This window comes from Curtobacterium sp. 8I-2, assembly GCF_902506155.1.
Lineage (GTDB): Bacteria > Actinomycetota > Actinomycetes > Actinomycetales > Microbacteriaceae > Curtobacterium > Curtobacterium poinsettiae.
This window is the reverse complement of sequence record NZ_LR732827.1, coordinates 2,528,986-2,544,410: the sequence shown is the minus strand read 5'-3', so window position 1 is coordinate 2,544,410 and position 15,425 is coordinate 2,528,986. Positions and strand designations below refer to the sequence as shown.

At 72.6% G+C, this 15,425-nt stretch carries 11 protein-coding genes; 8 read left to right on the top strand and 3 right to left on the bottom strand.

The window, feature by feature from the left end; genetic code table 11:
- Positions 1 to 30: 30 nt before the first annotated feature.
- On the top strand, positions 31 to 612 hold the full coding sequence (locus BOSE127_RS15800; RefSeq protein ID WP_042539623.1) for a hypothetical protein: 582 nt from the start codon (positions 31 to 33) through the stop codon (positions 610 to 612).
- Positions 613 to 662: 50 nt separating this feature from the next.
- Positions 663 to 2,114: a LamG-like jellyroll fold domain-containing protein gene (locus BOSE127_RS15795; RefSeq protein ID WP_159557949.1), complete on the top strand. Its 1,452-nt coding sequence runs from the start codon at positions 663 to 665 to the stop codon at positions 2,112 to 2,114.
- A gap of 81 nt (positions 2,115 to 2,195) precedes the next feature.
- On the opposite strand, the gene BOSE127_RS15790 is transcribed toward BOSE127_RS15795, so the two are convergent.
- Positions 2,196 to 2,438, bottom strand: coding sequence for a zf-HC2 domain-containing protein (locus tag BOSE127_RS15790; RefSeq protein ID WP_017888199.1), 243 nt, complete (start codon positions 2,436 to 2,438; stop codon positions 2,196 to 2,198).
- Entirely contained in the window at positions 2,435 to 3,286 is an 852-nt protein-coding gene (locus tag BOSE127_RS15785) for a sigma-70 family RNA polymerase sigma factor (RefSeq protein ID WP_159558213.1), read from the bottom strand. Before BOSE127_RS15785 ends, BOSE127_RS15790 begins: the two co-directional genes overlap by 4 nt.
- Before the next feature lie 81 nt (positions 3,287 to 3,367).
- Between BOSE127_RS15785 and aroA the strand changes: the two genes are divergently transcribed.
- From aroA to hisN, 4 genes are all read left to right on the top strand, one after another.
- Positions 3,368 to 4,753, top strand: a complete 1,386-nt coding sequence (gene aroA, locus BOSE127_RS15780; RefSeq protein ID WP_159557947.1) for a 3-phosphoshikimate 1-carboxyvinyltransferase — start codon at positions 3,368 to 3,370, stop codon at positions 4,751 to 4,753.
- 3 nt (positions 4,754 to 4,756) lie between these two features.
- Entirely contained in the window at positions 4,757 to 5,803 is a 1,047-nt protein-coding gene (rsgA, locus tag BOSE127_RS15775; RefSeq protein WP_159557945.1) for a ribosome small subunit-dependent GTPase A, read from the top strand.
- Positions 5,804 to 6,207: 404 nt separating this feature from the next.
- Positions 6,208 to 7,380: a hypothetical protein gene (locus BOSE127_RS17400; protein ID WP_236559575.1), complete on the top strand. Its 1,173-nt coding sequence runs from the start codon at positions 6,208 to 6,210 to the stop codon at positions 7,378 to 7,380.
- A gap of 19 nt (positions 7,381 to 7,399) precedes the next feature.
- A complete protein-coding gene (gene hisN / locus BOSE127_RS15770) occupies positions 7,400 to 8,188 on the top strand; it encodes a histidinol-phosphatase (protein WP_017888204.1) in 789 nt (262 codons plus the stop codon).
- Positions 8,189 to 8,262: 74 nt separating this feature from the next.
- Here the strand turns inward: hisN and BOSE127_RS15765 are convergent, their stop codons facing one another.
- Positions 8,263 to 9,801, bottom strand: a complete 1,539-nt coding sequence (locus tag BOSE127_RS15765) for an MFS transporter (RefSeq protein WP_159557941.1) — start codon at positions 9,799 to 9,801, stop codon at positions 8,263 to 8,265.
- A gap of 536 nt (positions 9,802 to 10,337) precedes the next feature.
- Between BOSE127_RS15765 and BOSE127_RS15760 the strand changes: the two genes are divergently transcribed.
- Entirely contained in the window at positions 10,338 to 13,037 is a 2,700-nt protein-coding gene (locus BOSE127_RS15760) for a helix-turn-helix transcriptional regulator (RefSeq protein WP_056068912.1), read from the top strand.
- A gap of 504 nt (positions 13,038 to 13,541) precedes the next feature.
- Entirely contained in the window at positions 13,542 to 15,356 is a 1,815-nt protein-coding gene (glmS, locus tag BOSE127_RS15755) for a glutamine--fructose-6-phosphate transaminase (isomerizing) (protein ID WP_017888207.1), read from the top strand.
- Positions 15,357 to 15,425: the final 69 nt, after the last annotated feature.

Here is a 15,425-nt window from a genome sequence, read left to right as displayed (position 1 = left end):
CGCCGGGTGATCCCGACCGACAGGACAGCCATGCACATCACCTCCCGCCACGGCCGCACCGCAGCCTGGATCGCGTTCCCGCTCGCCGTCGTCGCCAGCGGTGCCCTCATCGCCACGGCCTCGTACGCCGCCTTCTCGAGCAGCACCGACAACGCCGCGAACAGCTGGCGCACCGGCGCCGTCTCGCTCACCGACGACGACCAGGGCGTCGCGATGTTCGACGCCGACGATCTGGTGCCCGGGTCCAGCGGCTCGAACTGCATCACCGTCACGGCGAACACCACCAACGCCTCGACCGTGAAGCTCTTCACCACCGACCAGGCCGACGACGACGCACTCGCCGAGCACGTGGGACTGACCGTCGAGCGCGGCAGCCTCGGCACCCCCGGAGACTGCAGCACCTTCACCACGGCGACGACCGTGCACGACGGGACGCTCGCCGGCCTGATGGAGTCCGAGTCCTTCGGCACCGGCGTCGACGCGTGGAAGCCGGCGACGGGTACGGCGAGCACGACCTATCGCATCAGCTACGACCTGAGCGCGGGCGCCCCGAACACCGTGCAGTCGTCCGAGGCGGGCACCACGTTCGTGTGGGAAGCGCAGACCGACTGACCCCGTCCCGAACCCGACCCGCCCGACCCGCCCGACCCGAGGAGCAGCCGATGCCGAACGCCACCACCCGCCGTCACGTCCGCTGCGCCGGCGACGTGCCCCGGCTGCTCCTCGCGGTCACAGCACGCACGGTCCTCTGGTCGGCCCTGCTGCTCTCGCTGTGGGCGTCGCTCCCCGCGGCCCTCGGGTGGCACGTGACGACCGTCGTCTCCGACTCGATGGCCCCCGGCATCCGGACCGGGGACGTCGTCGCCGCGATGCCGGCCGGCCTGGACACCGTCGAGGCCGGACGAGTGCTGCTCGTCGAGGACCCGGACCACCGGGACCGACTCCGGCTGCACCGGCTCGAGCGCGTCGAACAGGACGGCGCCCTGCGTCTGCGCGGGGACGCCAACCCGACGGCCGACCGGACTGCCGTCGCCCCGGACGCCGTCCTCGGTGTGGGCGTCCTGCGCTTCCCGTGGGTCGGGCTGCCCGGTGTCTGGATCCGCGGGGGCGACTGGACCTCCCTGCTGCTGACCGGTGTCGTCGCCGCTGTGCTCGTCGTCGCCGGGCGGGCCGACCGGGACATCACCGCCGGTCACCCCTGCCGGACCTGCGGCGCGCCGCGCCGGGACGTCCACTCGCCGGTCGTCGCGGAGCCCGGCACCGTCACCATCACCGCCGTGTCGTCGTCCACCGTGCCGGTCGCGGCGTTCACGGCGGCTGCCATCGTCCTCACCCTGCTCGCCGCAGCAGGAGCGGGAACCGGGTTCGGGGCCGGAGCCGGGTTCAGCGGTTCGACCGGCACCGCCTCGGCACTCGGCACCGGCGGGTTCGGGTGCTTCCACCAGCCCGCACCCGGCGCGGCACTCGCGTGGGACTTCGCCGAGAAGAGCGGCCCCCGGGTCGTGGACTCGAGCGGGTCCGGGGCCGACGGCACCTTCACGCCCGCCGCTGCCCGGGTCGACGCCGACTGCGCCACGAACCCGTACGCGACGTTCTGGACCGAGGACGGGGCCGAAGGGTGGGCGGTCACCGACACCGCGGTCGACGCTCCGAACGCCTTCACGATCGAGGTCTGGTTCTGCACCCAGGACACCGACGGCGGGCGCGTGTTCGGCTTCGGCTCGGACCGCTCTGCGGCGTCCCAGTACCGCGACCGGCACCTGTACATCGGTGCCGACGGAGTCCTGCGGTTCGGCGTCGAGGGATCAGGGTCGCAGTTCAAGTTCACGCTGGGATCGACGGCGACGGTCACCGACGGCGAATGGCACCACGCGGTCGCGACGTTCCAGTCACGATCGATGGCGCTCTGGGTCGACGGCCAGCTGCAGGGCAGTCGTTCCGACGCCGTCACCCTGCGGCAGTACGCCGGACACTGGCGCGCCGGACGCCAGACGCTGGCCGGTTGGCCGAACGCCGGTGACTACGTCTACACCGGCGACGTGGACACGGTCCGGGTGCACGAGCGCGTCCTCGACGCAGCGGCGATCACCCGTGCGTTCCAGGCCGGCCGCTGACGCCGGACCGGGCCGAGGCGAACGCCGATGCCTGACCGGTCCGGGCGCCACCCGAGCCGGGCGTGCGCCCGGCCCGTGACGTCAGTGCGTCGACTGTTCCTGCCGGATGCGCTCGAGGATCTCGCTGCGCAGCTGGTCCGGAGCGGTCTCCTTGCACGCACGGCGGACGGTCTCCATGAGCACGACGCCGACGCGGTGCTCGGTCTGGCAGTCCTCGCACCCGTCCATGTGCTCGCGGATGTCCGCAGCGTCCTCGTGGCGGAGCTCGTCGTGCAGGAACTCCTCGAGTTCGGCCTTCGCCTTCGAGCAGTCGCAGCCGCTCATCGTGCGTCCTTCCGTCCGGTGCGACCCGTGGCCGCGGTTGCCTTCGTCGTCGACGCCGCGCCCCGGCCTCGTCCGCGCATCGTCGCCGTCGACGCTGCGTCCGGGACGATGCCGGTCTCGCGGGCGTGGTCTGCCAGGAGCCCACGGAGGAGCCGGCGACCACGGTGGAGGCGGCTCATGACCGTCCCCACGGGGGTCTTCATGATGTCGGCGATCTCCTGGTACGAGAAGCCTTCGACATCGGCGAAGTAGACGGCCATCCGGAAGTCCTCGGGGATCGCTTGCAGGGCGTCCTTCACGGCGGAGGAAGGCAGGTGGTCGATCGCGTCGGCCTCGGCGGACCGGGCGGAGATCGACTGGGTGACGCTCTCGGCGCCGCCGAGCTGCCAGTCCTCGAGCTCGTCGATGGTGCCCTGGTACGGGTTCCGCTGGTTCTTGCGGTACGTGTTGATGAACGTGTTCGTGAGGATCCGGTACAACCAGGCCTTCAGGTTCGTGCCCTGCTTGAACTGGCGGAACGCGGCGAACGCCTTGACGAAGGTCTCCTGCACCAGGTCCGACGCGTCGGCCGGGTTGCGGGTCATCCGCATGGCCGCGCCGTAGAGCTGGTCCATGAAGGGCAGGGCCTGGTCCTCGAACAGGGACCGCAGCTCCGCCTCGGAGACGGTCTTCGCGTCCACGGGCTCGTCGGCTGCCTCGTCGAGGGCAGTCTGCTCGTCTTCGACGGCGTCGAGCTGCACCTCGGTCTCGTCGACCAGGTGGTGCGGAGCTGCCTGCGGTTCGTCGGTCGTCATCGCGGCCAAGTCTAGGCCGAGCGTGCCGAGCGTCGTCGGCACCGCGGTCAGCACGGTCGCCGTGCTGGTCCGCTCTCGAGCGAGTGTTGCTGTCGCCACTGATCCTCCCGGTGCGTTCAGTACCCTGGTGAACCGATGGCAGACACGACGCATTCCCAGAGCGGGACCCAGCCCGCCGCACCCTGGATCGCCCCGGTCGCAGGGGGCCCGCTGCGCGGTGACGTCGCGCTGCCCGGGTCGAAGTCGCTGACGAACCGGGAGCTCGTGCTCGCGGCCCTCGCCGACGGCCCCTCGACGATCCGGCTGCCGCTGCACTCGCGCGACTCCGCACTGATGATCGCCGGCCTCCGGGCGCTCGGCGTCGGCATCGAGGAACTCGAGCCCGCAGCCGGCACCGCCCCGAACCCCTACGGCCCGGACCTCCGGATCACGCCCGCCCCGATGCACGGCGACGTCCGCCTGGACTGCGGGCTGGCCGGCACCGTGATGCGCTTCCTGCCGCCGCTCGCCGCCCTGGCCGTCGGGCCCGTCACGGTCGACGGCGACCCCTACGCCCGCAAGCGGCCGATGCACGCCATCGTGCAGGGCCTCGTGGACCTCGGTGTCGACGTCACGGACGACGGCGGCGGCTCGATGCCGTTCTCGTTCACCGGCACCGGCTCGGTCCGCGGGGGCGCCCTGACGATCGACGCGTCGGCGTCCTCGCAGTTCGTCTCCGGGCTCCTGCTGTCGGCACCCCGCTTCGACGAGGGACTGCACCTGACCCACGTCGGCGAGCGTCTGCCGAGCATGCCGCACATCGAGATGACCGTCGCGGCGCTCCGTGCCCGCGGCGTCCGGGTCGACGAACCGTCGGTCGGCGAGTGGGTCGTGCACCCCGGTCCGATCGGCGCGCGCGACGTCACGATCGAGCCCGACCTGTCGAACGCCGCACCGTTCGCGGTGGCCGCGCTCGTCGCGGGCGGTACGGTCCGCATCCGCACCTGGCCCACCGAGACGACGCAGGTCGGCGCCGACCTCGAGACGCTCCTGCCCCTGTGGGGGGCGACCGTGGCCCGTGACCGTGACGACCTGCTCGTCGACGGCGGCGTCGGGATCCGCGGCGGGGCCTCCTTGCCGGGTCTCGAACTCGACCTGAGCCGCGGCGGCGAACTCGCACCGGCGCTCGTCGCGCTGGCCGCGCTGGCCGGCGGGCCGAGCGAGATCACCGGCATCGGGCACCTGCGGGGCCACGAGACGGACCGCCTGGCCGCGCTGGCGGCGGACCTCAACCGGTCTGGAGGCGCGGTGCACGAACTCGACGACGGCCTGCGGATCGAGCCGGCGCCGCTCCACGGCAGCGCCTGGGGCGCGTACGACGACCACCGGATGGCGACCGCTGGGGCGATCGTGGGCCTCGTCGTCGACGGCGTCGCCGTCGACGACATCGGGTCGACGGCGAAGACGCTGCCGCAGTTCCCGGAGCTGTGGGCGGCACTCGTGGCGTCCTCGGTGGCCGCTGCACCGGTGAGTGGGGACTGACGCATGAGCTGGTGGGACGACGCCGACGGTGACGACACCGACGCGGACGAGCCGTACGGGCAGTACGACGAGTCGAGCGTGCGGGTGCGTCCGAACCCGAAGGGCAACCGGCCACGCACGAAGACCCGGCCGACCTACGACGACGCCCCCGTCGGGTGGGTGACGAACGTCGACCGCGGGCGGTTCGGGGTGCTGATCGACGACCACGTCATCACGGCCACGAAGGCCCGCGAGCTCGGCAAGAAGTCCGTGGTCACGGGCGACCACGTGTCACTCGTCGGGGACGTCTCCGGGGACCCCGGGTCGCTCGCGCGCATCGTGAAGGTCGCCGAACGCACCACCCTGCTGCGCCGGAGTGCCGACGACTCCGACGAGGTCGAGCGCGTCATCGTGGCGAACGCCGACCAGATGCTCATCGTGGTGGCCGCGGCCGACCCCGAGCCGCGCACCCGCCTGATCGACCGGTACCTGGTGGCCGCGTTCGACGCCGGCCTCGACCCGATCCTCTGCATCACGAAGACCGACCTCGCCGACCCCGGTGCGTTCCTGGCGCACTTCGCCTGCCTGGACCTGCGGATCGTGACGAGCCGATCGGACGACGTCCCGTTCGAGGCGCTGCACGAACTGCTCGACGACAAGGTGACCGTGACCGTCGGGCACTCCGGCGTCGGCAAGTCGACCCTGGTGAACGCGTTGACCGGGTCCACGCGGGCGATCGGCGTCGTGAACTCCGTGACCGGCCGGGGGCGGCACACGTCCTCGTCGTCGATCGCGCTGCGGGTCCGTGACGGCGGCTGGATCATCGACACCCCGGGCGTGCGGTCGTTCGGCCTGGGGCACGTCGACCCCGCGAACGTGTTCCGGGCGTTCGCCTCGCACGCGATCCCGGTGCTGCCCGCGCGGGACGGCATCCCGTTGGCGCAGGCGCACGACTGGGAGATCGTCGACCGGGTGCAGGACGGGGAGCTCGGGCCGACCGGTGTCGAGCGGCTCGACTCGTTCCGGGCGCTGCTGACCGGGATGGGCGCGTCGGACCCCGGTTCGGAGTAGCGCGAGGGGCGGTGGCTGCGGGCGCTGGTCGGCGGCCGGTCGGCGCTCGGCGGCTGGTCGGCGGCCGGTCGGCGCTCGGCGCTGGGCGGCGGCTGGTCGGCGGCTGGTCACGACACCCCGCGGTGTGTGCGTCGAGCGGTCACGAACTGTCGGCTGGTTGCGCGGCATCCGACAGTTCGTGACCGCCCGAGCGCTGGCGCGCGGTGAGTCGTGACCACTCAGCCCGCGCCCGCCCCGTCGCACCGCGCAGACCTCGCACCGTGCGAGGGGCTCTGAACGGTGCGAGGTCGTGCGCTCCGTGCGGGCTCGCGGCCTCGCACGGAGCGGGCAACCTCGCACCGGACGACGACTCGACTCCGGGCCTGCGTCGACAAGCACGCACCAGCGTTGTACGGTTGGCGATCGTGTCTGAAGTTGCAAAGTACAACTTTGCGCCGACCCCCGCTGTCGACGCCCCGTCCCCGAGCACGACGACGACGTCGCACGCGCACCACTCCCCCACGCACAAGTCCTCGCGAGCCCCGAAGCCGCAGGGCTCCGACAGCGTCCTGCGCCCGGCCGGCCTCGGTCGCGTGCTGCTGACGTTCGCCTCGCACATCCTCGTGCCGCTGTTCCTGGCCGCGGGCATGGGCCTGGCGTACCTCGGCGCCTTCCACGCCCCGGCGCCGCACGAACTCCCCGTCGGCATCGTCGGCCAGGGCGCCGCCACCCAGGTGTTCGCCCAGACCGTGACCGACCAGTCCGACGGCGCCCTCGTGGCCCACGTCGTCGCCTCGACGAAGGCCGCCGAGCAGCAGGTGCGCGACCGCGACCTCGCGGCGGTCTACGCACCCACCGCGACCGGTGCCACGCTCTTCGTCTCGACCGCCGCGTCGGAGACGACCGCGAGCGCCGCACAGAAGGTGTTCCTGCCGATCGCCTACGACCAGCACGTGCCGTTCCGGGTCGTCGACGTCGTGCCCACGGGCGGCCAGGACACCACCGGCCAGGGGCTGTTCTTCCTGCTCGTGGCCCTGAGCGTCGGCGGGTACGCGTCCGCGATCGCCGTGGCCTCGGTCGCGACGAAGCTCCGTACCGTGTGGACCGCGGTCATCGGCCTGTCCACCGCCGGGGTCGTCGCGGGGATCGGTGTGGTCGTCGCCGGCCCGGTCTACGGCGTCATCACCACGCACCACTGGCAGGTGTTCCTGTTCGCCTGGCTCTACGACGCGGTCATCGTCGCGCTCGGCGTCGGGCTGCACCCCGTGCTCGGACGGTGGACCACCCCGATCCTCACGATGCTGTTCGTGATGCTGAACTTCACGTCCTCCGGCGGGATCTTCCAGCCGGCGTTCCAGCCGGGGTTCTTCGCCGCGCTGCACACCTTCTGGAGCGGCGCGGCGTGGTTGCAGGCCGCACAGGACCTGCAGTACTTCCCGGATGCGTCGCTCGGCCGACCGTCCCTCGTGCTCGCCCTCTGGCTGGCGGCGGCGCTCCTGCTCTGTGCCGTCGTGCACGGGCTCGTCGCACGCCGGACCCGCATCGCCCGCGAACGCGAGGTCACCCGGCTCGAGGAAGAAGAGGTCGTCGCCGCGTAGCGACGGTAGGTTGGGCGACGTGGACCTCAGCGCCGACCTGGACTTCGCCCGCTCCCTCGCCGACACCGCCGACGCGATCAGCCTCGAGCGCTTCCGTGCCGCCGACCTGCACGTGACGAAGAAGGCCGACAGCACGCACGTCACCGACGCCGACCAGGCGGTCGAACGGGCCCTGCGCGAGCGGCTCGCCGCCGAGCGACCGGACGACGCGTTCCTCGGTGAGGAGACTACGGCCGACACCGGAGCCGAGGCCGTCAGCGAAGGGCACCGGCAGTGGGTGGTCGACCCGATCGACGGCACCGCCAACTACCTGCGTGGCGTGCCGGTGTGGGCGACCCTGATCGCGCTCGCGGTCGACGGTCGCCCGGTGCTCGGCGTCGTCAGCGCTCCGGCCCTCGGCAAGCGCTGGTGGGCGGCCGAGGGTTCCGGTGCGTTCTCGTTGGACGGACCGCTCCGGGTGTCCGGGGTCGCCGACCTGGCCGACGCCAGCCTGAGCTACAACAGCATCCAGCAGTGGGACGACGACGACCGCCTCGAGCCGCTCGTCGACCTGTCCCGCCGGGTCTGGCGCACCCGGGCCTACGGCGACATGTGGTCGTACATGATGGTGGCCGAGGGCGTCCTCGACGTCGCCGGCGAACCGGACCTGAAGCCGTGGGACATCGCCGCCCTCGTCCCCATCGTCGAGGAGGCCGGCGGTCGCTTCACCTCGCTCGACGGCGATCCCGGGCCCTGGCACGGCAGCGCCCTCGCCACGAACGGCCTGGTGCACGACGCCGTCGTCGAGGTCATCCGCCGCGAGTCCTAGGCCGGCGGCCGAGCGGATCGGCCGCCCTCGAGCGGATCGGCCGCCCTCGAGCGGATCGGCCGCCGTCGAGCGGATCAGCCGCGGTCGGCGGGCTCCACAGCCGCGTCGGAGCGCTCGGACTCCCCCTCGGACCGCCGCGCCGCCCGGCGACGCGCCACCAGGTCCGCACCCGCCAGCACCAACGCCAGCGCCATCAGCGACACCGTGAACGTCGTGCCGCTGCGGAACGCGTCGTGGTACGCGTCGAGCCGGCTGCCCGGCCCGGACCCGCCGGACCCCGACCCCGCCGTCTGGCTCCGGACAATGCCGTAGAAGATGCTCGTCGCGACCGCGGTACCGATCGCCGTCCCGACCCGCTGCCCGAGCTGCTGCATCGAGCCCGCGACACCGGACTGCTCGACGGGGATCTCGGCCAGGGTCAGCGTCTGGTTCGGTGACACCACGAACCCGCCACCGAGACCACCCACCAGGAACGCTCCGGCCATCGCCCACGGGGTGACCTCCGGCGGAGTGGCGACCGCGGCGAGCATGAGCAGCAGGAAGCCGACGACGACCATCCCGAGCCCGGCGACGACCAGCGCCCGCCCGACCCGGTCGACGATCCGTCCGCCGATGTACGAGCCCACGGCACTCGTCGCCGCGAAGGGGATGCTCACCATGCCGGCGAACAGCGGCGAGAGGCCGAGGCCCTCCTGCAGGTAGAGCGTCACCATGAGGAAGGACGCCGGCAGCGCCGCGAAGTAGACGGCGACGATCGACAGTCCGTTGCGGTACGACGACAGTCGGAAGAGCTCGAAGTGCACCACGGGCGACTTGCCCTGCCGCTTGAACCGCTGTTCCCAGAGCACGAACAGCACGAGGAACACCGCGAAGCCGACCAGCCAGAACCAGCGCGTCGCGGAACCACCACCGCCGCTGGTCAGCACGAAGGGCAGCATCAGGGTGACGATGGCCGCACCGAGCAGCAGGATGCCGACGACGTCCAGTTCGCGGTCCTGCGCCGTCCCCTGAGCCCCCTTCGGCAGCAGGCGGATGGCGAAGACGAGCGCGGCGATGCCGAGGGGCACGTTCATCCAGAACAGCAGCCGCCAGCCGGACTCCTCGCCGCCGATCGCGATGAGGCCACCACCGATGGTCGGGCCGAGTGCGGTGGAGATGCCGATCATCGCGCCGAACAGCCCGAACGCACGGCCCCGCTCCGGCCCGCGGAACAGCTGCTGCACGAGTCCGATGACCTGGGGCATCTGGATGCCGGCGGCGAAGCCCTGCAGGATCCGGGTGACGATCAGGACCTCGATGTTCGGCGCCACGGCGCACAGCAGACTCGATCCGGTGAACGCGCTGAGCCCCACGATGAACATGACCCGTCGGCTCTTCAGGTCGCCGAGCCGGCCGGCGGGCACGAGGGCGAGACCGAAGGCCAGCGCGTACCCCGCCACGATGAGCTGGAGCGACGAACTGGTGGCCCCGAGGGACTGCTCGATCGAGGGCAGCCCGACGTTCACCTTCGACAGGTCGAGGATCGTCAGGGCCGCGACCGCCACGCAGACGGCGAAGGCGCGCCACCGGGTGCGGTCATCGAGGCGGGCGTCGGTCGGTTCGGCGTTGGACATCCCGTCCGTGGTACACCTGCGGCGACGAACACGGTCCGGACAGCCCTGTACCCCGGTTGGCTCCGACGGCCCCGATCGGCCCGTTCGGACACCCCGCAGCGAGCGGACGAGGGGCCCCCTCGTGGCCCCCCGTACTGGGGGCACGGATGTGGACATCCGTCCGCGCGAGTCCGCTCAGCGGGACGAGACCTGAGTTATCGTGCTCCAGACGGCAGGTCACGTGACGCCCTCGGATTCCCTAGATCCGAACGGTGGAACCGACCCGTCGTGTTCGTCCGAAGACCCTAACCCGAGGGGTGATACAGACGATGACATCATCGTTCCCGAGCGGAACCGAGTGCACCCTCACTCGACGACCGCATCCAATCCACGACAGTTCCGGCGCGCGCTCAGTCGCCGCCTCTCGTCCGCGCTCCGCCACGGTCACCCGCCGTGCAGCAGCCCGGTCCGCCGCAGTGCGCCCCGTCGCAGCGACCCCCGTGTTCGCCGACGCCCTCCTCGCAGCATCCGCCTCCGGACCCGGAGGCCGGTGAGTCATGGCACTCACCGGTCGACGTCTCGAGGTCGACCGGATCGCGACCCTCGCAGTGCTCCCACGGGAGTCCGCGATGGTCGTGGTCGGCGACCCTGGTTCCGGACGCAGCAGCGTCCTCGACGCGGTCTCGAACCGCGTTTCCCTGCCCATCGTCCGGGTCGGTGTCAACGGGAGTGAATCCCGCTGGCCACTGGCCGGGGTGACCTCCCTGTTCACCGCGCTGGACGACCCACGAGCGACCGCGCACATCGCCCACCTGCTGCAGGCCGGTGGGACCGCGGCCGCTGTGACGGCCGGACTGGCGGCGGCGCACGACTTCCTCGACGCCGTGCACGCTCTGACCCTGCCGCCGACGCTCGTCCTCATCGACGACCTCGACCGGATGGACACGGAGAGCCAGGAGCTCATCGCGTTCCTCGCCGGACGACTCGCGGGCACCGCCCTGCGCGTCGTGGCGACGGTCCGCTCGGTGCCGTCGGACGGTCCGCTCGCGGCCCTGCCGACCCTGCGCATCGAACCGCTGCCGTCGGACGAGGCCCTGCTCCTCGCCCGGTCCATGGCACCGGCCGAGGCGAACGACGGCGTCCTCGCCGTCCTCGCCGAGGAGACCGGCGGCAACCCCGGCGCACTCCGCGAACAGCTCGCGGTGCTCACCCGGGAGCAGCTCACCGGTGCCGAGCCGATCGTGCTCCCGCTCCGCCCCACTCCGACCACCGAGGCCATCGCTGCGCTCGCACTCGAGCCGGCCGCAGGACGCGATCTGGACGTCCTCGCGAAGCTCGCCCTGGTGCCCGTCGCGAAGACCACGGCGTGGGACCGGGACGAGCTGGACGACCTGGTCGGGGCCGGTCTCGCGACCGTCCGCGGGCAGAGCGTCACCGTGCGGCATCCGCTGGTCCGTTCCGCGCTCTACTGGCGGATGCCCGCCCGTGACCGCCGCGCGGCACACGCCGAGCTGGCCACGGCGAGCGCCGAGACCGACCCGCGGTCGGCCGCGTGGCACCGGAGCTTCGTCGACGACGTCCCCGACGTGGTCGCACTGCTGCAGGCCGCACGGTCGTACGTCGTGGACGGTGCCGTGCACGCCGCGATCGCGCTGACCGAGCGTGCCCTGCACATCGGTGGCGGGACCGAGGACGAGCACGTCGCGCTCCTCGGGGTCGCGGAGGCCATGCTCGGCAAGCGTCTGCTCGGTTTCGCCGCGCGGTACCTGGCGGCGCTCCGTCCGTTCCGGACGACGCCGAACGAGGTCCGCCGGCTGCGTCTGCAGTACTCGGCTGAGTACCTCAGCGGTGACGCCGTTCACGCGGACGAGTTGCTCGTCCCCGTCGACGCGACCGACCCCACCGAGGTGGACGCCGTCGCCGGACTGATGGCCATGGTGGCGTGCTTCCGCGCCGAGGCGTGGGAGCTCGACCAGGCGAAGGACCTGCTGCACCGGATCGAACCGCTCGAGGCGTCGGCGTCCGCGCACACCCTCGAGATCACGACGACCGCGCGCGAGCTCATCGCCGCGGTGGACGGCGTGCTGCCGCCCGACACCGAGCTGCACGACGGGCTCGCGACGTCGGCGCTCGTGGCGATGTCCGACCCGGCCCTGCTGCTCCTCGCCCACGCGCTGAGCATCGGCGAGCGCTACCGGAGCGCGCGACGGGTGTTCGCACTCGTGCTCGCCCGTGGGCAGGAGTCCGCGGCGGTGTGGAACGAGGCGGCCCGGTACCTGACGTCCGAGAACGAGGTGCGCTCCGGCAACTTCCGGCAGGCGCTCCGCGCGATCGACGTCTGGGAGTCCGGCTCGTCCGTCGCCGAGCGGCTGCGTGAGCCGTCCCGGGCGATCGCCGTCGCGTGGCGGCACTTCGCTGAGGGCCGGTCGGCCGAGGCGCTCGACGTGGTGGACCGGTGCCTCGAGCACCGTTCGACGAGTCGGCTCTGGGGTGCGACGGCGAAGCTGCACGCGCTCCGCGGCAAGGTCCTGCTGCTCGACGGTCGGCTCGACGAGGCAGCGACCGCGCTCGAGGCCGCCGACGCGATCGGCCGGTCGCTCCGGAACCCGGCGGTGCTCCGGCACCTCGGTGACCTGGTCGAGGCGTACGTGCGCCTCGGTCGGATCGACGATGCCCGGACGATCACGGCCCGTCTCGCTGCGGACCACCACGCCCGCCCGGGTCGGTGGGGTGCCCTGGTGCTGGCGCGGAGCCTGGCGCTCGTCGCCGACGACACCACCCGCGAGTCGGCTCGTCGCCGCGCGCTGGAGCTGTTCCAGCCGCACGACTCGCAGTACGAGCGGGCCCGGACGTTCGCGGCGCTGGCCGCGGTCGGCAACCCCGCGGAGCGTCCGCGCCTGGGTGCGGCGGCCGCAGCGGCCTACGAGGCGGCGGGCCTGCGTCGTCCGCTCGTGACCCCGGCGCCGGCTGCGGCGATGCCGCCGTTCGGCACGGGCTCGTCGTCGGTCCGGTCCGCGCCGGTGCTGTCGCCGGCGTTCCCCGGGACGCCGCGCAGCGCGCCGGACGCGTCGGCGGTGCTCACGTCGCTGACCGCCGAGGAGCGCGCGGTGGTGCAGAAGGTCACCGAGGGGTACCGCAACCGTGAGATCGCGTCGTCGCTGTTCATGTCGCAGCGCACGGTGGAACTGCGGCTCACGCAGATCTACCGCAAGGTCGGCGCGCGGTCGCGATCGCACCTGGTCGCGCTCCTCACGTAGGAGACGCCACCACAGGATGAAGGGGAGGCCCGGTACCAGCTGGTACCGGGCCTCCTGTCCGTCTGCGCTCCACGTCTTCACGCAACCGACCTCGCAGGCTCGGTCGGCGCTGGCGCCGCGCGCCGCTGGCGCGTCGCTCCACGCGAAGCGCGCGCGGTTGCGGGAGTCCGCACGCGCCCGCAGGGCGGTGTGCCCCCGCGCGCGGGGAACCGCAAGAGCGGCCGACCGGTGTTGCCGTGGGGTCGGCGGCGGGTGAGGCTTCTCCTGCACCGACCGCCGTGCCCCTCCCCCGGGGCCAGCCCGCGGTACCCCCGTCCGGTACCCGACCCCCGTCCGGTACCCGAGCCCCTCGGCCCAACGACACCGACGTCCGTCCTCGCCTGATCCGAGGACGGGCGCCGGTTCCCTCGCCCAGGGGACCCGGACGCGCGGCAGACCCGACGGCGGTCGGTGCAGCCCCACCGCCCCGTTCCACCCACCCTCGCTCCCCCGAAGGGACAACCGATGTGCGGCATCATCGCGGCCCGCGTGTCTGACGACGCGACCCCCTACCTGCTCGACGGACTCGAACGACTCGAGTACCGCGGGTACGACTCCGCCGGCATCGCCGTCCGGACGGCCGTCGGCGGCGCCGAGACGATCCGCTCGGTCTCCCGCGTCGGCGACCTGCGCACGCTCGTCGCGGCCCGTTCCGGCGACGCGCTCACCGGCATCGGCATCGGCCACACCCGCTGGGCCACGCACGGTGCGGTGCGTGAGGCGAACGCACACCCGCACGCCGACTGCACCGGCCGGATCTCGATCGTGCACAACGGCATCATCGAGAACGCGGAGCGGCTGCGGCAGACGCTCGAGGCGCAGGGGCACCGGTTCCGGTCCGACGTCGACTCCGAGGTCATCGCCCACCTGGTCGAGCGGGCCCTGACGGTCGACCCAGACCTGATGCTCGCGGTGCAGATCGCGACGGCGCAGCTCGAGGGGTCGTGGGCGATCGTGGTGCTGGACGCCCGGGACGGCCGGATGGTCGTGGCGGCGGACCGTTCCCCGCTGGTCGTCGCGCGCTCCGGCCGTGGTGACTTCGTGGCGAGCGACATCGGTGCGATCGCCGAGTGGTGCGAGACGTTCGTGGCGCTCCGCGACGGCGACGTCGTCGAGCTCGGCGAAGCCTGGACCTGGTCGTCCGACGGCATCACGGTGCCCGTGCCGTTCCCCACGGCGTCCCCGTTCGCCGCGGCCGCGCTCGACCTCGGTGACCACACCGACCACATGGCCAAGGAGATCGGCGAGCAGGCCGACGTCGTCGCGACGATCCTGGACCGGGTGGCCCGGCGCACCGCCGACGGCAGCATGTGGGTGGGCCTCGGTCTGGCCGGCTTCCACCGGCTGGCGATCGTCGCCTGCGGCACGTCGTTGAACGCCGGTCAGGTGATCGCGACGGCACTGCGCGGGATCGGCGGGGTGCCGACCGACATCGTCGTCGCGAGCGAGGCCGACCAGGCCGTGCTCGGTCCTGGCACCCTGGTCGTCGCGATCAGCCAGTCCGGTGAGACGGCCGACGTGCTCCGCGCCCTGGACCGGTTCGAGGACCGCCACCCGGTGCTCGCGCTGACGAACAACATGCACTCCTCGCTGGCCCGACGAGCGGACGCCGTGCTCGACTGCCACGCCGGTCCGGAGATCGGGGTCGCCGCCACGAAGACGTTCACGGCGCAGGTCGTCGTCGGCGTCGCGGCGATGATCGCCGCGATGGTCGCCTCCGGCCGCATCGAGCCGTCGCACGCCCAGGTGCTCGTCGACGAGCTGCTCGACCTGCCCGCCCGGATCGAGCACGCCGCGCGGGTGTCCGCCGAGCGGATGCCGCTGCTGGCGTCGAGCGTCAAGGAGGCGACCGGATTCCTGTTCCTCGGCCGTGGCACCGGGCTGCCGTACGCCGCCGAGGGCGCCCTGAAGCTCAAGGAGCTCAGCTACCGCTGGGCCGAGGCCTACCCCGCCGGTGAACTCAAGCACGGACCGCTCGCCCTGGTGGACGAGGGCACACCGGTGGTCGTCATCGACCACGGCGAACCGAAGATCCGGTCGGCGATCGCCGAGGTCCGGGCCCGCGGTGGTTTCGTCATCACCATCGGCGGCGAGTCGGCGGACATCCCCGCGCTCGGCCGCCGTGGCACCGGTGGCCTGGCCTGGGGCGCGATGACGGCGCCGTGGGGTCCGCTCGAGGCCGTCGTGCCGCTGCAGATGCTCGCCCGTGAACTCGCCCTGCAGCTCGGGTGCGACGTCGACAAACCCCGGAACCTGGCGAAGTCGGTGACGGTCGAGTAGCCGGGCGCCGACGCGTGAACCGCCTGACGGTGTTCCTCGCCGTCCTCACCGCCCTGGCGATCACCAGCA